This window comes from Glycomyces sp. NPDC021274 (assembly GCF_040641195.1).
Classification (GTDB): domain Bacteria; phylum Actinomycetota; class Actinomycetes; order Mycobacteriales; family Micromonosporaceae; genus Glycomyces.
Genome location: NZ_JBFADC010000007.1, coordinates 225,745 through 243,358, shown reverse-complemented (window position 1 = coordinate 243,358; position 17,614 = coordinate 225,745). Strand labels below are relative to the sequence as shown.

At 65.2% G+C, this 17,614-nt stretch carries 21 protein-coding genes; 10 read left to right on the top strand and 11 right to left on the bottom strand.

Annotation, left to right across the window (positions count from 1 at the left end; translation table 11 throughout):
* Positions 1-330 precede the first annotated feature (330 nt).
* Positions 331-1,380, top strand: coding sequence for a M23 family metallopeptidase (locus AB0I03_RS17535; protein ID WP_360413708.1), 1,050 nt, complete (start codon positions 331-333; stop codon positions 1,378-1,380).
* Positions 1,381-1,421: 41 nt separating this feature from the next.
* Here AB0I03_RS17535 and AB0I03_RS17530 read toward each other — a convergent pair whose 3' ends face one another.
* On the bottom strand, positions 1,422-1,733 hold the full coding sequence (locus AB0I03_RS17530; RefSeq protein ID WP_360413705.1) for a hypothetical protein: 312 nt from the start codon (positions 1,731-1,733) through the stop codon (positions 1,422-1,424).
* Complete coding sequence (locus AB0I03_RS17525) at positions 1,730-2,002, bottom strand: DNA-binding protein (protein ID WP_360413702.1); 273 nt, start codon at positions 2,000-2,002, stop codon at positions 1,730-1,732. Before AB0I03_RS17525 ends, AB0I03_RS17530 begins: the two co-directional genes overlap by 4 nt.
* A 262-nt stretch (positions 2,003-2,264) precedes the next feature.
* On the opposite strand from AB0I03_RS17525, the gene AB0I03_RS17520 reads away from it, so the two are divergent.
* Complete coding sequence (locus tag AB0I03_RS17520; RefSeq protein ID WP_360413699.1) at positions 2,265-2,768, top strand: hypothetical protein; 504 nt, start codon at positions 2,265-2,267, stop codon at positions 2,766-2,768.
* 98 nt (positions 2,769-2,866) lie between these two features.
* Here AB0I03_RS17520 and AB0I03_RS17515 read toward each other — a convergent pair whose 3' ends face one another.
* The 9 genes from AB0I03_RS17515 to AB0I03_RS17475 form a co-directional block, all read right to left on the bottom strand.
* On the bottom strand, positions 2,867-4,075 hold the full coding sequence (locus tag AB0I03_RS17515; protein ID WP_360413696.1) for a sulfotransferase: 1,209 nt from the start codon (positions 4,073-4,075) through the stop codon (positions 2,867-2,869).
* An 18-nt stretch (positions 4,076-4,093) separates the two neighbouring features.
* On the bottom strand, positions 4,094-4,309 hold the full coding sequence (locus AB0I03_RS17510) for a hypothetical protein (protein ID WP_360413693.1): 216 nt from the start codon (positions 4,307-4,309) through the stop codon (positions 4,094-4,096).
* Positions 4,310-4,332: 23 nt separating this feature from the next.
* Positions 4,333-4,590, bottom strand: a complete 258-nt coding sequence (locus tag AB0I03_RS17505) for a hypothetical protein (protein ID WP_360413690.1) — start codon at positions 4,588-4,590, stop codon at positions 4,333-4,335.
* Positions 4,578-4,934, bottom strand: coding sequence for a hypothetical protein (locus AB0I03_RS17500; RefSeq protein WP_360413687.1), 357 nt, complete (start codon positions 4,932-4,934; stop codon positions 4,578-4,580). The genes AB0I03_RS17505 and AB0I03_RS17500 overlap by 13 nt, the downstream gene beginning before the upstream one ends.
* A gap of 436 nt (positions 4,935-5,370) precedes the next feature.
* Positions 5,371-5,805 carry an NUDIX hydrolase gene (locus AB0I03_RS17495; protein WP_360413684.1) on the bottom strand — a complete coding sequence of 145 codons (435 nt, stop codon included), beginning with the start codon at positions 5,803-5,805 and terminating at the stop codon, positions 5,371-5,373.
* Positions 5,798-7,072, bottom strand: a complete 1,275-nt coding sequence (locus AB0I03_RS17490; protein WP_360413681.1) for a DegT/DnrJ/EryC1/StrS family aminotransferase — start codon at positions 7,070-7,072, stop codon at positions 5,798-5,800. Before AB0I03_RS17490 ends, AB0I03_RS17495 begins: the two co-directional genes overlap by 8 nt.
* Entirely contained in the window at positions 7,069-8,061 is a 993-nt protein-coding gene (locus AB0I03_RS17485; protein WP_360413678.1) for a Gfo/Idh/MocA family oxidoreductase, read from the bottom strand. The genes AB0I03_RS17490 and AB0I03_RS17485 overlap by 4 nt, the downstream gene beginning before the upstream one ends.
* A gap of 93 nt (positions 8,062-8,154) precedes the next feature.
* On the bottom strand, positions 8,155-8,592 hold the full coding sequence (locus tag AB0I03_RS17480; RefSeq protein WP_360413675.1) for a hypothetical protein: 438 nt from the start codon (positions 8,590-8,592) through the stop codon (positions 8,155-8,157).
* Entirely contained in the window at positions 8,589-8,951 is a 363-nt protein-coding gene (locus AB0I03_RS17475) for a hypothetical protein (RefSeq protein ID WP_360413672.1), read from the bottom strand. The genes AB0I03_RS17480 and AB0I03_RS17475 overlap by 4 nt, the downstream gene beginning before the upstream one ends.
* A gap of 297 nt (positions 8,952-9,248) precedes the next feature.
* Here AB0I03_RS17475 and AB0I03_RS17470 point away from each other — a divergent pair, with 297 nt between their 5' ends.
* The 8 genes from AB0I03_RS17470 (at position 9,249) to AB0I03_RS17435 (ending at position 17,522) form a co-directional block, all read left to right on the top strand.
* Positions 9,249-11,021 (top strand): prolyl oligopeptidase family serine peptidase, encoded by a 1,773-nt coding sequence (locus tag AB0I03_RS17470; protein WP_360413669.1) that lies wholly within the window; start codon positions 9,249-9,251, stop codon positions 11,019-11,021.
* Between the two features lie 261 nt (positions 11,022-11,282).
* Positions 11,283-11,696, top strand: a complete 414-nt coding sequence (locus tag AB0I03_RS17465) for a hypothetical protein (RefSeq protein ID WP_360413666.1) — start codon at positions 11,283-11,285, stop codon at positions 11,694-11,696.
* 298 nt (positions 11,697-11,994) lie between these two features.
* Positions 11,995-12,600 (top strand): hypothetical protein, encoded by a 606-nt coding sequence (locus AB0I03_RS17460; protein ID WP_360413663.1) that lies wholly within the window; start codon positions 11,995-11,997, stop codon positions 12,598-12,600.
* A complete protein-coding gene (locus AB0I03_RS17455; RefSeq protein WP_360413660.1) occupies positions 12,597-12,866 on the top strand; it encodes a hypothetical protein in 270 nt (89 codons plus the stop codon). The genes AB0I03_RS17460 and AB0I03_RS17455 overlap by 4 nt, the downstream gene beginning before the upstream one ends.
* 19 nt (positions 12,867-12,885) lie before the next feature.
* Positions 12,886-13,518, top strand: coding sequence for a hypothetical protein (locus AB0I03_RS17450; RefSeq protein WP_360413657.1), 633 nt, complete (start codon positions 12,886-12,888; stop codon positions 13,516-13,518).
* Between the two features lie 96 nt (positions 13,519-13,614).
* Positions 13,615-14,541 carry a hypothetical protein gene (locus tag AB0I03_RS17445; RefSeq protein ID WP_360413654.1) on the top strand — a complete coding sequence of 309 codons (927 nt, stop codon included), beginning with the start codon at positions 13,615-13,617 and terminating at the stop codon, positions 14,539-14,541.
* Positions 14,542-14,555: 14 nt separating this feature from the next.
* Positions 14,556-15,914 carry a hypothetical protein gene (locus AB0I03_RS17440; RefSeq protein ID WP_360413651.1) on the top strand — a complete coding sequence of 453 codons (1,359 nt, stop codon included), beginning with the start codon at positions 14,556-14,558 and terminating at the stop codon, positions 15,912-15,914.
* 159 nt (positions 15,915-16,073) lie between these two features.
* Positions 16,074-17,522 carry a ParB/RepB/Spo0J family partition protein gene (locus AB0I03_RS17435; RefSeq protein WP_360413649.1) on the top strand — a complete coding sequence of 483 codons (1,449 nt, stop codon included), beginning with the start codon at positions 16,074-16,076 and terminating at the stop codon, positions 17,520-17,522.
* The last annotated feature ends 92 nt before the right edge of the window (positions 17,523-17,614 follow it).

The following is a 17,614-nucleotide window of genomic DNA, read 5'->3' as shown; positions in this document are numbered from 1 at the left end:
TAGGCACAATAGACACGTTACGTTCTGCTCGTGCCTGAACACGACTTGAAATGTCCGATTGTGCCCGCTTGTCACGGCTATCATCCACTCGACCTTTGAAGTCATAAATACGACTTCGAGCGCACTCTGGACGTTCCGAGTACCAGTCGGTAACTCCTGGGTTCGTATTGCGACGCCTATGCAGTTTCGAGTAACAGATTTGCAAATAGGCACTCGTCGGTATTGACGATCAATGCAGAGCGGCGCCTATATTGGAGCGCCGTAGCGCGCAATCCCCGATCAGGTTCCGCGCGGTGCGCCTCCCCGTCCCCGACGATCCCGGTACCCCACATGAACGCTCGCGCCCCGATCGCCACCTTGCTGGCGCTGCCCTTCGTTGCCGTCCTCGGCATCGCCGTACTCGCCGCAGCGGCGAGCGCCCCCGAATTCTCCAAGGGCATGTTCTTCACCTGTAGGACCGAGGCCGAGGGATCGACGGCATTGATCGAGGCGACCGAGCTTTCCGATGAGCAGATCCAGAACGCCGTCACGATCTACACCGTTGGCGCCGAGCGCGGCCTGCCCGAACAGGCGATGATCGTCGCGCTCTCGACCGCGATGCAGGAATCCAATCTCCGGAACCTCGGCCACCTGGGCGAGGCCAACGACCACGACTCCCTTGGGCTGTTCCAGCAACGCCCCTCGTCCGGGTGGGGAACGCCTGAGCAGATCCAGGATCCCGTCTACGCCTCCACCAAGTTCTACGACAAGCTGGAGACCATTACCGGCTGGGAATCCATGCCGGTCACCGAGGCCGCGCAGGCAGTGCAGATCAGCGCCTTCCCCGATGCCTACGCCAAATGGGAGCCGCTCGCGAGGATCGCCGTCGACCTCCTCGCGTCCATCGTCAACTGCGAGACCGCCGACCTCCCCGAAGGCGCCTGGACCAACCCGCTCCCCGGCGCCCCGGTCGTCTCCGGATATCGCACCGGCGAACGGCCCGACCATGACGGGCTGGACCTCTGGGCCGACAAGGGCACTCCGATCTACGCCGCTAGCGACGGCTCGGTCAACCGGGTCCGCTGCAACGCAACCCTCTACGGTGCCGACTACTCGTGCGACACGGACGGCTCCCCCGAGGTCAGGGGGTGCGGGTGGTACATGCAGATCGCCCACCCTGACGGCACCCTCACCCGCTACTGCCACATGGTGAGCGAACCGCTCTTCAAAGTGGGCGACACCGTCGAGGCCGGCGACGTCATCGGCTATGTCGGCAGCTCCGGCAACAGTTCCGGCCCCCACCTCCACCTCGAAGCGCACACCACCCACGACGCCTCCAGCGCCGATGCGACAGACCCCCTTTCGTACTTCGGCGACCGCGGGATCAGCTTCTCCTCCTGACCTGGCTGCGGTACATCTGTCGTACGGGATTTTCAGATGGTTCACCGGCATTCCAGATCCCCCCAACGAGGCGCTAGCTCTTCGAGGAATCCCGAGATCATCCGCTCGGTGAGGCGCTCGCCGAGACCGGCGGTCAGGCACGAGGCCCTGAGCTGCGCGGCGTGCTCGCCGAGCTGCATCCAGCGGCCTGTGAACTCGGCCAAGGAGACGCGGCCTCCAAGCTCGCCGAGCTCTTCCCAGACCGCCATGAACTCCTCGGGATCACCCACCGCCTCCTCCAGCGCGATCTCCTCGGGCACCTCATAAGGCGTTTCAGGCTCCAGGCCTTCCCAGATCTCCCGTCGACAGCTCACCGCTCGACCTCCGTCCGCAGCTTGTCGTCGCCGTAGAGCAGGACGAGCAGTTCCTCGACGACTACCCGGCACCGGCCGCCGAGCTTGAGGACCTTCACCGGGAACGTCCCCGCACTCGCATGCTCGTACGCGGTGTTCCGGCTGATGCTGAGGATGTCCGCCGCCGTCATCAGCGGGCACGTGGTGCCCAAGGCCTCGATCTCCTCGCGCCGCCACATGCGGTTCGCACTGAAACGCGGCGGCTTCCTCGTCAGGGTCCGGTTCGGCATGACTCCTCCTATCTCGCAGTTTCGACAGGATCATGGTTCGACCTGTTCGCTTAACTGCATTGATGATGCGCCACCAGCTACGATGATCAAAAGAGCTTTCGCAAAAACGACAGGGACAGTGATGACTCGCCCGAGACCAACGCCCGCGGCCCCAGTAGCCCTCACACCGGCGGAACTTGTCCTCTATCGCATCCGAGATATCTGCGAGAGCCAGGGCCTGACGATCTCCGCGCTCGCCTCTCGCCTGCTCGAACATGGCTTCGTGATCAGCGACAACCGGCTGTGGAACCTAATGTCCGGCCGCACCAAACTCCATGTCGACACGCTCTTCGCCATCGCCACCGCGCTCGGAGTCTCTCCACTCGCGCTCCAGACCACGCCGACTGATGGCGATGAAGAGGTGGAGGTCGAGCCGGCTCCTGGCGTGCGAGTCTCCTCAACTCGGTTCAACGCGTGGATGACCGGCACCAGCCCGCTTCCAGGAGCGAGCAAATCCGCATACGCGGAACATCATCCGTACGGAGCTCAGCTCGGCCGTTTCAGAGGCGATATCGACCAACGAGCCCAAGCGCTAGCCCTCCGCCTCGCCACGCACGCTGACGAAGCCGCTGCGGCAGCAGAGACACTCCGAGACCAGGCACACGCCTATGCGGCCAGCCTTCTTGAGGGTGAGCCCTCAGAGGACCTGGTCCGGTCAGCCGAGGCGCTTTCGAGGCGCTTGGGCATCGATCTATCGAAGCTCAGCGCGCACGAAGACGACGCCTGACATTTCATGCATTGGTTACAGCTCAAGCGTTGTCGTCACTACTCGGAGGGCTTGTCGCGTTGAACATTCCGACAAATGCCGACCCGGAGGCGGTGCGCTCAGATGGAGCTGCCGAAGATCGGCGGGTCGGCCAGGTTCCCGTAGTCACCGAAGGCGGCTTGGACGCTCGCCTCATCCAGTCCGTAGCGGTAGAGCGTGTACTCGTGGGGTCGGCCGGGGCGGCGTTCGGTGGCTGCCAGGACTCGATCCCGGTCGGCTGGAGTCCATTCGAGATCAAGCGAGCCGTAGAGGTTTTCGATGACACCGGGAGGGTCGGCGGTCAAGGCGGGGTATCGCAGGTCGATGATGCGGCCGCGTGGGATGCTGGTGCGAGCGTTCCTGCCGCGTTCGACGAGGCTGGACATGGTGGCTATCGCCATGCGGCCGATGTCGTGGAGGTCGTCTTCACCGAGGTGGCGCAGGTGCATCGCGCGGCTGGTCTCGACCAGTGAGCAGATGGAGCCGACGACGTCGACCGGGTTGCGGTGGGTCCACACGATCATCACATCAGGGAACAGCTTCAGGATCAGGCTGAGGTGGCCCAAATGAGTCGGGCATTTGAGGACCCAGCGAGCCGGCTCGCGGCCGTACTGGAGAACCTGAAGGGCTTGCTTGAGGTACTGGTAGTCGGACTCGTAGTGGTCGCGGGTCTTCAGCCACGTCTCATACCGAGGCATGGGGGCACGCGCAAGGTGCTGCTCGCCGTGAGGCAGCAGGAACGCGCATTCGTCGGACTGCTCGGCGCGTTGGGGGTGGATGTCGCGCATAGCCGGCGCGAGCGCGGTGACCATGCGCATGGCGTTGTCGACCCCGCGGATGACCTTGCGCGCCTCGCGGTCAGAGAGTTGGGTGCTGGTGTGCATCAGCTCCCAGAGTTTGGGGCCGCGGGCGCCGGGTGCGGCCGAAAGGATGCGGTGAGCGAGGGTGGTGGCTGTGCGAGGGAGGCCGACGACCACGATCGGCCGGACGATCCGCTCTTGTGTGATCGTGGGGTTGTCGGCGATGATGCGGCGGACGCGGGCCCGGTTACGCAGCCTGCCTTCGATGTCGGCATAGAAGGAGTACCAACCCAGGGCCGAGAGGCGGTCGACGCGGGTTACCTCGCGGAGGAGGAAGCGCAAGTCGTCGATGAACTCCGCGTCGCTCTCTTCGCGGATGCCGTTGCGGCTCAGCATCCGGCGCATGAGCCTGTCGGCATCGCGCCGGGGCGTGAAGGGTCTGAGTCCGGCGTTGATCGCCGGGAGTGCGCGGGTGGTGCGGCGGTGCATTTGGGGTGCCTTCCGGAACTAGGAGAGGTACTGAGAGAGGTAGCCGAACCCGCACAGGAGCACGGTGCCGACGATGGCGAAGGCGCCCAAGAGCTTGGATAGTCGGTAGTCGATCATCGCTCGCGCGGCCGGACTGAAGATGGCGATGGCGATCACCAGCATCACGATGCCGACGATGATGCCGGGCGAGCCTTCGAGGTCGCGCATGAGCTGGGTGGCGTCGTTCTGGTCCATATTGGAACAATCAGAGTCGGGGTCTACAGGTGGGGTTGCGGGGGTTCAGCGCGGCGGTACTCGCGAATGCTGTCGAACGCCCACGTCATGCAAGCGGTGATGCCCACTGCGATGCCGGCGAAGGCGACCAGGGCGTTCTGCCAGCCGAGCACACCGTTCGAGGCATCCCGATAGACCACGATGCTGAGCCCGGCGAGGACCGCGCTGGCGAGGACGGGCCAGAACAGCCTGGCGAGGTAAGGGGCGGCCCGCAGGAGGCAAGCGAGGATCAGCGCACCCATGCCGCGCCCATTCGCTCGTGGGCTGGGATTGTGTCCAGCGGGTCCCCGGTCAGGTCGGGGTCGGTATCGAGGGCGGCGGCGAGGGCGACCAGGACCCGCATGAGTAGCGCACCGCCCGGTGCAGCCGAGTCGAATCCGAGCCGTTCAGCGTCGGGGGTGAGTGCGGGGTAGAGCAGGCCGGCGCGGGTGAGGCCGACTTCGCCCAGCGGAGTGTCGGACAGGGCCGCGCCGAGCGCGGTGACGGCGAAGCGCCGGGTGCCGCCGGGGGGCTCACGGAGACTGATGCGCAGGTCGTACCCAAGCGCGTCGAGGATGCCGAGGGATCGGTCAGTAGTGGTTTGCATGGCACCGCCCTCGGGTGCGTGGGTTAGGCCGGTGCGGCGCTGCGGAGGGGTCAGATCTTGCATGGTGGTGGTTACTCCGTCTTGTTTGGATGGTGTGGGTCGGGTGCGGCGGGCGCGTCGAGTCCTCTCCGGCGCAATCGGTCGAAGGAGAGCCCGCCGCCGCACCCGAGTCAGTGTCAGCGCTAAGACGGGGCCGCGATGACCTTCCGGGCCGTCGAGACTCGGTGATCGCGTCGCGGACCGCGACGCAGTGACTGGGTCTGGTTGTGGCGAACGACCTGCGCGCGGTCGTCCTTCGCGTGCTCGGCCTCGGTCACCGTGGCCAGGTCGAACTCGCGGGCCTCGACATGGTGGATCTCGCCGTCCGACGATGGAAGCAGAAACTTCGAGGTGTTCTCCCCCCATGAACTGCGCTCAGCTGTCGAGGGAATCTAAGTCAAGCGATGTATTCCGCGAGTACCAACTTCACGGCATCGGTCACCGGGACCTCCTCATCGACTGCAGCCCACTGGAAGTCGTCATGCTCCGTGAGGAGAACGGGGCTGATGGTCGTTGCCTTGACGGCGAAGTTGAACTGCCTGCTGGGTTTGCCGCTGCCACTGGTGTAGTCGAAGTGCCCGAGGTACGCGGAGATCTCGGCGACGTCGAGCCCGGTCTCCTCTTTGACCTCGCGAGCGAGCGCGAGGTCGAGGCGTTCGCCTTGGTCGACCTTGCCGCTGGGCAGTTCCCAGATGCCGCCCATGAAGTCGTCGGCGGGTCGTTTGAGGAACAAGATCTTCTCGCCGTCGGCGATCACGGCGCCGACGACGAGTTGGACGATACCGTCGCGCTGTGCCTGTGCGGTGAACTTGTCGATCATCTGGTCATCCATGTTGTTCTCCTGTTTCGAGCAAATCGTTGTGATGGTCGCTGGCCTTCTTGAATGCGGCGATGTAGGCCTCGGCCAGCTCCAAGTCGTTCGCTCGGTGCCAGACGGGGAGTTTGATCGTGTTGCGGTGGAACGCCTCGGCTCGAGGGAACTGGCCTGGAGCATAGGCGAAGCGACCCCTGAGGTTGGGGAACAGCGGTCCTGGCTTCTGGAACAGTGGGAGGAGGTTGAGCGGGCAGGTCGAGCCTGGCCGGTCGGCCTCAATGGCTCCTTCCGCTTGGACGGCGGCGAAGTACTGGTCGATGCCGAGCCCGCCGAGCTCATCAGGGTCGTACCGCAGGATCAGGCCGTACCAGGATGAGGTGTCGCTAGGAGCGGGCTCGATCGGTTCGATCCCGGGCACTTCCCGAATTCCGTCCCGCAGACGGGCCGCGAACCATTCGCGGCCCTCCAGGAACTCATCGAGTTGGCCGAGTTGTTCCAGGCCGATCGCAGCCGCGAGTGGGTGGATGCGGTGCTTGAGACCCATGCCGGTCACCGCATAGGGGTAGAGCGTGCTCGTCTCAGGGATCTCCGAACGACACCGCTTGTTGTACTGGCCGTGCAGCAATGCCCGCTGGTAGATCTCGGGATCGTCGGTGAGCAGGAACCCGCCTTCGCCGGCCGAGAGCGGCTTAGGGCCGTTCATGCTGAAGGCTGCCGCGTCACCGAACGTCCCGACCTTGCGGCCGTTGACGGTGGCGCCGTGAGCGTGCGAGCCGTCCTCGAACAACCGCAACCGATGCAGCTCGGCGATCCTTCTGAGCTCGGTCACCTCCGCCGGCGTGCCCCACATGTGCGTGACCGCGATGCCTCTGGTGCGGTGGCTGAGGCGGGCGACGACGTCGGCGGGATCGAGGTTGCCGCGCTCATCGCATTCGGCCAGAACCGGGGTCGCGCCCAGGTGCAGGAGCGGGGTGACGGTGGCGAAGAACGTGTAGGCCGGGACGATGACCTCCATGCCCGGACCGATCCCTGCCGCCGCGTACATCGAGTACAGCGCGGCCGTGCCCGAGCTGGTCAGCAACGCGTGCTGCACGCCGAAGTAATCGGCCAGCGCGTCCTCGAGTTCGGCAATGACACCGGAGCGGTCGTAGATCGAGATGCTCTGGGAGAGTTGGATGGTCAACGCTTTGTGTGTGGTGTCGGTGATTGGGGGCCAGGCGAAGTGCGGGCCGGGTTGCTCGATGGCGGGTTTGCCGCCGAGCAGGGCGAGCGGAGACGGAGTCACAGCAGCTCCTTCGGGTTGACGGAGGCGCGCTGGCGCGCCGATTCGTAGCAGGCGGTGATGAATGCCAGGTGTGCGAGGTGATCGGCCGGAGCGCTCGGGTTGGGTCGCGTGCCGTCGATGACGCGGGCGAAGTGATCGATCTGCGCGGTCGCGGCTGCGGGCCAGGCTTGTTCGCGGGCGAGGGATTCGATGACTTCGCCGTGATTGTCGAGGCGGCGGATGCGTCCGCGCTCGAGCGCGACGATGCCCTTTGAACCGACGAGGCGGATCTGTTCGGTCTTGGGTCCGATGAAGCGCGACAGCAGCAACGACCCGTACAGCCCTGTCTCGTAGGAGAAGTGGACGAGGGCGGTGTCCTCGGCGTCGTACGACCGGTCGGGGCGCGCGGTGGCGGAGGTGTCGGCCAGGATCCGGTCGGGAAGGCCGAAGTACCACAGGATCATGTCGACCAGGTGATAGCCCATGTCGATGACGCACCCGCCGCCAGCTTGGGCGACGCGGCCCCGCCAGCCTTCCGAGGGATCGTCGATGTGCAACGTGTACTGGGCGTCGACGACGATCGGGGTGCCGATCTGATCGGAGAGCTGGGTGAAGCTCGAGTAAATCGGGTTGAAGCGGCGTTGGAGCGTCACCATCACCTTGATGCCAGCTTCATCGCAGATCGCGGAGAGCTCGCGGGCGTCGTCAAGGCTGGTGGCGAACGGCTTCTCCTTGAGCACATGCACGCCGTGCTCGGCAGCGGTCTCGATGACCTCGCGCCCGACATGGTGCGGGACGCACACGACGACCAGGTCGAGTGCCTCGCCGGCGAACATCTCGCGGTAGTCGGTGTAGCCCTTGACATGCAGTTGGTACTGCAGCTCGCGGACAAGTTCGGGGTTGTCGTCGCAGACCGCGACGAGTTCGACGGCGTCGGATGCGGCCAGGCCGGGCAAGTGGTCTTCTCTCGCCTGGGAGCCAAGGCCGACGACAGCAGCTCTGAGCGTCAACGGAACGATCCTCTCGGGGGTGGAGGGGTAGGGATTCGCATGGAAGACGGGAATGGGTCGCCGCGACCCACCTCGCGGCGACCCGGCCGCTGTTCAGCGGCCTTGGTGGACCGCCTCGGCCTGGTAGACCAAGTCTCCGAGGGCGGCGTTGATCTCGATCCCCAATGTCGGGTCGAGCGCTTCACCACGTACTACGGCCCGGTGAAGCACGGCCGACTTGAGGACGAGGACGGTCGACGTCCACGAGTTGGCTTCGAGCCAATCCGGGACCGGATCGAGACACGGAGTCCGGCAGTCGCTCCACCTGATCGAACCGATGTCCACTGCTTCGAAATCACCATCGGCTCTGGATGGGCGACACCGAAGCCACAGGCGCTGCTCTCCTGACAAGAACACCTCGACCCGCAAACCCGCTTCGATGAAGCTCCCGAGCGAGGTTCCGACGGCGAGATGGACGAACTGCTCCCCGTCGATCTCAGTCTCGGTTCCGGATGCCCCTGCTTTGCCGCTTCGACGCAGCCGGAGTTTCACGATTGACCGCCTTCAGCCAGTGCCCGGTCCGCGACGATCTCACCGCGGTGCTGCCATTGGCGTCCGGCGGCAGCGATGACGCGTTCGGCCCGGCCGTGCTCCTCGAACCACGCCGACCAGTCGCAATCGGGCAGGAGCCGCGGCCTCCGCCCCTCGAGGCCTTCGATCACGCCGGCCGTGCCGTCTCTCGATGCAAGCGAGAGGCGATCGACGCCGCTGAGGTAGTACCAGATCATCGTGAACTGGCGCCCGTCGATGTTGACGATCTCCAAAGGCAACGCGTCACCGAGCAGCTCGGCTCCGCCGTCAGGTCGATCGACCTCGGCCGGAAGGTCGGCCAGTATCGTTTCGTGTGTCACCGGATCGCCTTTCGGTTGTGCAGGTGAAGCGGCCCGTCGAACGTGTGCGGAAGAAGCTCGGGCGACGGCCCGCCATTGGCAGCAGGACCTGCTGGTCTCGCCGCTGACTCCATTAACCCACCGGTCAATGCGCGAGCCAATGGTTCAGATGCGGACAAGCCAGTTGTCCGCATCGACGCTTCCGACTCCGATATGAACTGGATCCTGGGAGCGAATGTCGAACCCCAGCTCCCTTCAGCTCTCTGGCAGTTGCGGTCTCGGAGAATCACCTCGCCGTTGCTGACGTACGGTGGGTACGTGGGTGACACGGACTCCAGCGAGATCTCGGGCGACATCGCATCGAAGGTCCTTGCCGTCGACGAGCTGCAGACTTTCAACGGTCGGCTCTACTGGATCGAGTCAGATCGCGAGGGAGCCTCGATTGCCAGCTGGTCGCCGCAGGACGCCAAGGTCACCAGAGATCCCTTTGATGTCGGTAGCGCTGCCCACTCCTACGGCGGTGGGTCCTTTGCGGTGACCGCGCTGGGGCTCCTGGCGGTCGCGAGCGACACAGGGCAGATCTGGAACGTCACGTCGAATACCCAGGTCACTGACCGACCAGGGCAGCTCGGAGCGCTCGCTCTCTCCGAGGACGGAATTCTCGCCGTCTGCGACAACGGCACCAGCGACGAGCTGCTCGAGATCGATCCGGCTTCAGGTGCGACCAGGACGATCCACCGGGCACCATTCCTGGCCTCGCCAGTCGTCAACGGCACGCGAATCGCGTGGGCCCAGTGGCCTGAAGACGCTGCCCCCTGGAATCACTGCGAGATTTGGAGCGCCGATTACGTCCCTGGAGAGGGGCTCTCCTCCCCCACGCTCCTCGCCGGCGGTCCAGAGGAATCCGCAGTAGAACCGAAATGGGGACCCGACGGTCACCTGTACTTCCTCAGCGACAGGACTGGCTGGTGGAACCTGTACCGATGGCACTCTGGCAAGGTCGAACCAGTGGCTCCGGTCGAGGCCGACTGCGCCGCGGCCCCATGGGAGCTCGGCTACTCCAGCTATGCGTTCCTCGAGACAGGACGAGTCGCGATGCTCGCCCGCAAAGGCCCGCCCGCCAGGCTCCTCATCGGTGCGCCGGATGCGGTACCTCGTGAGATCCCAATCCCCTTCACCTCGATCAAGCCCTACTTGGCCGCGCTCGGCGATCGGGTAGCGATCATCGGATCCTCACCGAGCTCCCCCGCTCAGATCGCCCTCATCGATCCTGAACACTCCCAAGACCCGGCCCTCGTACGCTCCTCCGAGTCCCAGATTCAGCCTCCTAGCGCCGAATCCGAGATCCACACCTTCGAATCCGGAGGCACCCCCATTACCCTGGTCTGGCATCCGCCCAGCGGCTACATGCAGGGCCCGGTCCCGACGATCATCCGCGCGCATCCCGGCCCCACCCATCACGTTGAAATGCGCCTCGACGCCGACCTCTGGTACTACACCGAGCAGGGCTTCGCCGTCATCGATGTCGACTACCGCGGCAGCACCGGGTACGGCCGCGCCTTCCGCCACTCGCTCTACGGCCATTGGGGAGACTTCGACGCCGTCGACTGCGCGAACGCAGCGCGATGGGCTCTCGCTACAGGCCGCACCACGTCCGGCGAGGTGTTCCTGATCGGAGCGAGCGCCGGAGGATTCACCGCACTGAACGCCGCCTGCCTCTCCGACAATCCGTTCACCCTGGCCGTCGCCCGATCCGCCATCGTCGATCCGGCGCAATGGGCTGAAGCGACACCGCGGTTCCATCGACCCAACGCACGAGCGCTCGGAGGCACACCGATCGAGGCTGACCGTGTCAACATCCCAGTGCTGCTCATCCACGGCGACGACGACAAGGTCGTGCCCGTCGATGACGTGCTTGAGCTAGCAGACGGCCTACGCGACAACGGGAAGCAGGTCGAACTCCTCCGATTCCCGGACGGAGGGCACTACCTCTCAAGCGCAAAGGTGAAGACCAGCGTCCTCGAAGCGGAGGTCGACGCGTTTCGCGCGGCGCTTAACCGCTCTGGGACTTCTCCGACAACGACGGAATGACCGGAGCAGCGGATCGAGCAAACTCGAAGACGTCCCTGACAGCGCCGAGGTTCCGATGCGGGAGTAGCTCCGCCATCATTCCCGCCAGCGCGTGCGAGGCTCGAAACGACTGGAGCGCTCCGCTCGCTGCGATGGCCTCTACCGCAACAGCGCCGGCGTGCTCGAGCTCTCCGGTTCGTGCCAACCCTGATGCGTGCAGCGCGGACTCGATGACCCGTCTGCGAATCCGGCGCTCGCCACCCCTCCACTACGCTGCGGTCCATGGACCCGATCTTCCGGCTCCCCCTCGATTCCCCCTTGGCAGCAGCCGTTTCCGAGGACTGGAGCCTCCTCCCGCTGCGGGTTCCGGCCGGCTGGACCGTGGTCTACAACCAGCTCTCGGCCCGCCGCCTGTCGGACGGCAGGGTGGAGGCCAACGACTCCGAGGACCTGTACTGGGCACGTACGACACCTCCACCGTGGCTGACCGCGCGGGAAGTGGCGGCGAAGGGCGGCCTCCAGTCCCGTGAGGTCAACATCGACGCCGGCTGGTACGGCGGCTCCGGTTTCCGCGTCGTCATCCTCGACCCGGACTGGGAGCACGAGCGCGCCTCGTACGCCACGCCGGACCTCGACGCGTTCATCACCGTGCTGGAGCAGTGGATGCAGCTGATCGCAGACGGGATACTCCCCTAGCCCCATCTGCCAAGAGCACGGCATTCGGTCAGAGGGCGCCTGCTCGATCATCGCCCACCATCTGCAGGTCCTGCGAGTGGCACTCAAATCGACGTGGCTGCCTGGCTCTGCACGATTCGCGGGCTCGGATTGCCGCCGCCAGGATACCCGGCGGCGGTCAGGGGCCGTTGCGTCCGAATCACTGGCCACTTCATCTCCGTCGTGTTGTGCCCCTTCCCTCTTCGCCGCCGGGTGGGCGGTCGGGTCAATCCGGCCGCGACCATCACCGGTCGTGGCCCAGATCCGGAAGGAGCCGATCATGTCGAACACCATCCCGTTGGCCGTGCTCGAGTCCGCCGCCGTTCGCTTCGCCGACGGCTTGTGCGAGCACTTGGACGGCGAGTGGCGACGTACCGAGTCGATACACGCCCAGGCGAGCATCACCGCGGGTGGCCACGAGCTCTACCTGTGGGGGTACGAGCGGGCCGGCCGAGCCCGGGTCAGCATCCAAGGACAGCTGCCCGAAGGCTGGACCAAGGTCGATGCCGGGACGCACCCGGAAATCACCCTCGCCGCTGACCGCAACGTCAAGGCCGTCGCCGCCGAGGTTGCACGGCGCCTGCTGCCGGCCTTGGAGACCGAATGCGCTCTCGTGAAGGCCGAGCTCGACCGGGAAGCCGAAAGGGATCTCGCACGCGGCAGGGTCGTCGATCACTTCCTAGCTCACCTGCCCGGCAGCGTGCGGGACTCACACGAGCCGACCGGAGCCGCGGGCTGCCGCGGCCCCGGCCTCTTCAGCACGAGCCTGCGGGTCGGCTTCGACGCCGAGACCGCCGATCTCCATGTGCGCAACGCACCCGTCGGCCTCATCGAATCCATCGCGGAGCTCATCGGCCGTGAACTCAAGAACGGAGCCGACCAGTGACCACACCTGACGACGCCCTGGACCGACTCGCCGACGCCATCACCGCGCTTGCCAACGTCCGCAGGCAGATTCAGATTTCGAAGCTCCTGCGCGAGACCGCTTTGAACGTCCTCATCCTCTCCCGCATCGCCTCGAACCGGCTCGATAACCCTCTTCGCCGAGAGCAGATCGAGTCCGCCACCGACCATTTGGTCACCCAGATCCGCCATGCCGCCTGGGAACTCCCGGTTCAGCCGGCGTCCGACAAACCTCAGGCCGAGCACTGACGATCCATTGGAGGTTCCCATGTCCAAGCACCTCACCTGGCACGAGGAGCAACGCCAGCGCAGTCAGATCGCCGAGCGGTGCGCCACTGGGCTCGTCGAGCATCTTGCCGGAGACTGGGTCCGCTGCGACCCGCACGAGCATGTCGTCGCGATCCGCGCTGGCGATCGCCGCCTGACGGTCCGGCCTGAGCAGAAGGCGTCTGTCTGGCGGGTGGTGATCACGGCGCACCTGCCCGAGGGCTACAGCGCCCGTACCCGCCTTGAGCTTCAGGAGACGACGGTCGCCGCCGACCGTCCCGCCTCCCAGATCGCCGGTCAAGTCGAGCGTCGGCTGCTCACACCTGCCTACGACATGGCCATTGCCGAGGTCCATACAGCGCTCGCTGCCGAGCGCGATCGCAAGGCCGCGATCGCGGTCGTCCTCGCTGGGATTGAAGCGCTCATACCCGGTGCCGGCCCCTACAAGCACGACGGCGAGGGCTATACCCGATTCAGCATGCCCGGCTCCTGGGGCGGTTCCTTCCGCGTCCTCTCCCGTGCCGATGAGATCGACATAGAGCTCGACCAGGTACCAACCGATCTGGCCGGCGATATCGCGGCCCTGATCGGCAAGCACCTCACCACCAGCAATGTCGACCGGCCCGAAGGCTGATGCCCCGCCTCCCACATCCGCACCCGGATTCCGGGCCGATCAGCACCATGCTGGTCGGCCCGTTTCCTCCCCGAATCACGAACGGAGTCCATTGCCATGTCAGCCCATCGCTTCGCCGAAGGCGAGATCGTCAAGGCCCGCCCGAACTTCCTCGCACCTCGCACCCCGACCGACTCCAGACCGTTCGCCTGGCCGTTCTACTACCCCGCCCGCATCACCAGCCTGTTCGGCGACGACGGCGTACTCGTCGAATTCCTCGAACACCAGACCACCCCCGACGCCTGGGACCAGGTCACCACTCCCTGGAACCGCAAGCAGGGCTTCTCGATGAAGGAACTACATGCCCTCGACTGCGCCTGCGGCACTTGCGATCCCAACGAGTCCCTACGCGACCCGCGCGCCCTCATCGAGCAGCTCCAAGCAGATATCGACGGCCTCGGCGCCAACCGAGCCAAGCACACCAGCCGCAATCTCCACTCCCACCGCTTCCCTGGACAACTCCGGCTCCTACCCGCGAGCGACCTCGAGCGCGGAGACTTCCTGCTGTTCCCCCAGCAACACCTTCACGCAGTCAAGGAGATCCGAGACGACGTCCATCTCGCGTTCTGCCACGGCGCCTACGTCACCGGACCCCACACTCGCCACCTGATCCACCGGCCTCACAAGTCCGCGCCAGTCTGCGACCCGCGCTCGACCTCGTTCGACCCGCGCTATACCGCGATCCTCACTCCATCAGGTTTGACGCTCCTGGAGCAGGTCGCCCTCGCCTGCCTCTCGGACCTCGGGCTAGCCGAGCCGATGGACAACCGTGTGGACACCCTCAACAGCTTCGCGCAGCCAAAGCGACACGCCATCCTGCACAACTCGAGATTAGAGCGACTCACGATCGCTAAGGCACAAACCTTCTACCAGGACCATCTCGAGGCTCTCAGCGGACGCGACGTTCGTCTACTCCCCAGGGCACTTGCCGCTGGCCTGAATGACTCCTACACCTCGAGCATGCCGAAGGTGTCGGGCCCATAGTGAAGAATCAATGCATGGAAGCTGACCTCTCGCGATTGCCTACCGGAACCTCTGGATGGCTCGCCCTCGTCGCGTACGCGACCTCCTTGGGCGACCTAGCCGAGGTCGACTGGTTCGAGCTCAAGGGCGCGCTGTCCTTCGCCGAAAAGTCGGCTCGGAAGCGGTCGGCCGTGATCGTCTCTCGAGCGATCCTGGGTATGTCCAACCGGATGCCGGACATCGCTCAAAAGCACCTCGGCGGCAGCGGCATCATTCTGGTCGGCATCGACAACGCCACGGTGGTCGGAACCGAAGCGGTCGACGGCGCGGTCCTTGCGCAGCTGATCGAGCCTTACTTGGGTGCTGACGGCCCCCATTGGGACTATCAGTTCATCAACCACGAAGACGGCCTCGTGCTCGCCTTCGTGGTCAACCCGCCGCAATGGGGCGACCGGTCCTTCCCGTGCCGCAAGGAATTTCAGGACAATGCATCCACGCTGAACGTCCGCGATGGAGACATCTTCGTACGCGTCCCGGGCAGGACCCGGCCCGCAACGGGCAAAGACCTGGATCAGCTGGACCTTCGCCGATCACGCGCACCGCACACCGGGGCGAAGATCGATGTCGAGTACGACGCGACCTTCGATCGTGTCGACACAGAAGGCCTTCGCGAGCTTCTGGGAGTCAAAATCGACCGCCGAGCTGATTCCCTGCTTTCCGATCTGGGGCCAAGTCCCGCGCAAAACCATCCTCTCGGCCCTGGAATCCACGCCCTCGCGCTGCAAGCGGCGTCCTGGAGGTCAGACTCCAGGAGTATGAAGGAGTTCCGCGCCGAGGTCGAGGCATGGCGAAACGCATCGAAAGCACTTGTCGACGAGGTGACTGACGAGTTCCTCAGATATGAACTAGCGCGCGGACGGCTGCTCGTCCGCAACGAATCACTGCAGTATCTCGAAGGAGTCCGGGTCCGGGTGGCCTTCCCGCCCAGGGTCATCGTGCTGATGGAATCGGATACCGCATACTGCGATCACGGCGGATCCTTCGATGCATTCAAACTGCTTCCCGATGTTCCCTACCGGTACGGGGATATCAGATATGGAATGCTGCATCGGATCAATCCGGTCCTTCCCAATTTCGGAAGTGCCACATCTTCGATCGACATCGAGGAATCGTCCGATGGAGCAGTGATCGCCTGGCAGGTTGGTGAGTTGCCCGGCGAGTCCACTGATCTGTGCAGTGAAGTCTTCGCGGTGGCGACGGACGACCACGTTGAAGAGATCACCGCGAAATGGACGGTCACAGCTAAGGGCATCCATCACGTGTTCCAGGGGGAACTGCACTTGTCTTGCGGCCAAGATCCAGGGATACATCGCAGATGGGGCCAAGGGAGGTAGGCCGCCGAGCTGGGCTTCGATCCGACTCGACCACGAACGCTGAGATGGCGGCACTTGCCGGGCCGGCCCAAGGGTAGCCGCTTCGCGGCTGAGGGACCGGGCCCTCAGCAAGCGCCGCCGTCCCGATCGGGAAGGCGGCCGACTCGATTGGAGACTCCCGTGGAGCTCACTCAGATCCCGCCTGCGCTGCTCGTCCCGCACGAGAACAATGCGCACGCCGAGCTGCGGAACATCGACGCCCTCGCGCAGACCGTGGAATACCTCGGCATCATCGAACCCCTCGTCGTTCTCCCCGCCGATGACGAAGGCCGCCACACCATCGTGGCCGGGCACCGCCGCCACGCCGCCGCCATCCAAGTTGGGCTCGAGAGCGTGCCATGCGTGGTCGTCGACGACCCCGGCGCCGGCGACCAGCTCGTCACCATGCTGGTGGAGAACCTCCACCGCGACGACCTCACCCTCCTCGAAGAAGCCTCGACCTACCAGCAGCTCACCCTCCTCGATTGGCAGCCTGAGCGGATCGCTCAAGCGACCGGCCGCGACCTCGAGCGCGTCCAGCAGTCACTGACACTTCGCGGCCTCCCCGAGCAGATACAGCAGGCCGCGAACTCCGGTGAGGTTGACCTGGTCTCAGCCGCCACGCTCACCGAGTTCGCCCACGACCCCAAGGCGATCGAGCGGATCATGAAGAAGGGCGCCGGCTACTGGGGCTACCAGCACGCCATTGCCGAGGAGCGTGCCCGCCAGGTCGCCAAGAACGAACTCGACCGGCTCAAAGCCGAACTCGTCCTCGCCGGTGTCAAAGTCACTCCGCGGCCAAAGTTCGCCTCGGAAGGCGGCACCGCGATCCTCATCGAACACCTCGTCGACGCCGATGGCAACGCGGTCGAAGTCGAAGAGGTAAAGAGCGAGCCGGGTTTCGCGGCCTACATCAACCGCGACTACGCACCCAAGCCCGTCTTCTACTGCCCCGACCCGACAGCGGTCGGGCTCCAACCCGCACCCGACACGTGGGCGGCGCTCAACGCCGACCGGGAAGCACTCCAGGCGGAGGAGGCGGCCCGCCGTTCCGTGTGGGAGGCCGCCACTACCGTCCGGCGCGAATTCCTGCTCGCCCGGTTCGGCAACGCCAAGGGAGCGAAGCGCCTCCTCCGTCCCGCGCTTCGCGAACTTGCCGGCACGCGCATGAACATGCCCTATAACGAGCTCCGCGAGTTCGCCGGCACCCTCTGCGGTTGCCCGATCGACCAGCTCCCCGAGAACGCCGGCCTCGACCGACTCACTCGCGCAGCCGTCGCCCGCTGGCTCGCCCGATGCGAGGACAACCTGAAGAGCTGCGCCGTCAGCCGCTGGGGCGACTTCGAGCACGCCTTGGCCTTCCTCGATCTGATCGTGGCCGAGGGCTACGAGCTCGCCGAGATTGAGGCACAGCTTCACGAGTCGATCATCGAGGCGCTCAAAGAGAAGAAAACGGAGGCGGACGAAGACCACGATGCCGATGTAGCCGTTGATAGCGATTCCGACTCCGCCAGTTCAGGCGCTCATGGCGCCGTGCCGGATGTTGCCGACGATGCCATTGCCGCGGAAGCAAATCTGGTCGGTGCGTAGCAAGCCGGGTCGGCATCGCCGAAAGGTGATGCCGACCCGGAACTGTCCAGGGGCCCTGGTCAAACTGGCTGGTTGCGTCAGCCGCCATTGTC

Excerpts from the sequence above, each read along its gene's own strand:
- AB0I03_RS17535 (WP_360413708.1), top strand. The coding sequence starts at position 331 with ATGAACGCTCGCGCCCCGATCGCCACCTTGCTGGCGCTGCCCTTCGTT.
- AB0I03_RS17525 (WP_360413702.1), bottom strand. The coding sequence starts at position 2,002 with ATGCCGAACCGGACCCTGACGAGGAAGCCGCCGCGTTTCAGTGCGAAC.
- AB0I03_RS17515 (WP_360413696.1), bottom strand. The coding sequence starts at position 4,075 with ATGCACCGCCGCACCACCCGCGCACTCCCGGCGATCAACGCCGGACTC.
- AB0I03_RS17510 (WP_360413693.1), bottom strand. The coding sequence starts at position 4,309 with ATGGACCAGAACGACGCCACCCAGCTCATGCGCGACCTCGAAGGCTCG.
- AB0I03_RS17505 (WP_360413690.1), bottom strand. The coding sequence starts at position 4,590 with ATGGGTGCGCTGATCCTCGCTTGCCTCCTGCGGGCCGCCCCTTACCTC.
- AB0I03_RS17500 (WP_360413687.1), bottom strand. The coding sequence starts at position 4,934 with ATGCAAACCACTACTGACCGATCCCTCGGCATCCTCGACGCGCTTGGG.
- AB0I03_RS17495 (WP_360413684.1), bottom strand. The coding sequence starts at position 5,805 with ATGGATGACCAGATGATCGACAAGTTCACCGCACAGGCACAGCGCGAC.
- AB0I03_RS17465 (WP_360413666.1), top strand. The coding sequence starts at position 11,283 with ATGGACCCGATCTTCCGGCTCCCCCTCGATTCCCCCTTGGCAGCAGCC.
- AB0I03_RS17460 (WP_360413663.1), top strand. The coding sequence starts at position 11,995 with ATGTCGAACACCATCCCGTTGGCCGTGCTCGAGTCCGCCGCCGTTCGC.
- AB0I03_RS17450 (WP_360413657.1), top strand. The coding sequence starts at position 12,886 with ATGTCCAAGCACCTCACCTGGCACGAGGAGCAACGCCAGCGCAGTCAG.
- AB0I03_RS17445 (WP_360413654.1), top strand. The coding sequence starts at position 13,615 with ATGTCAGCCCATCGCTTCGCCGAAGGCGAGATCGTCAAGGCCCGCCCG.
- AB0I03_RS17440 (WP_360413651.1), top strand. The coding sequence starts at position 14,556 with ATGGAAGCTGACCTCTCGCGATTGCCTACCGGAACCTCTGGATGGCTC.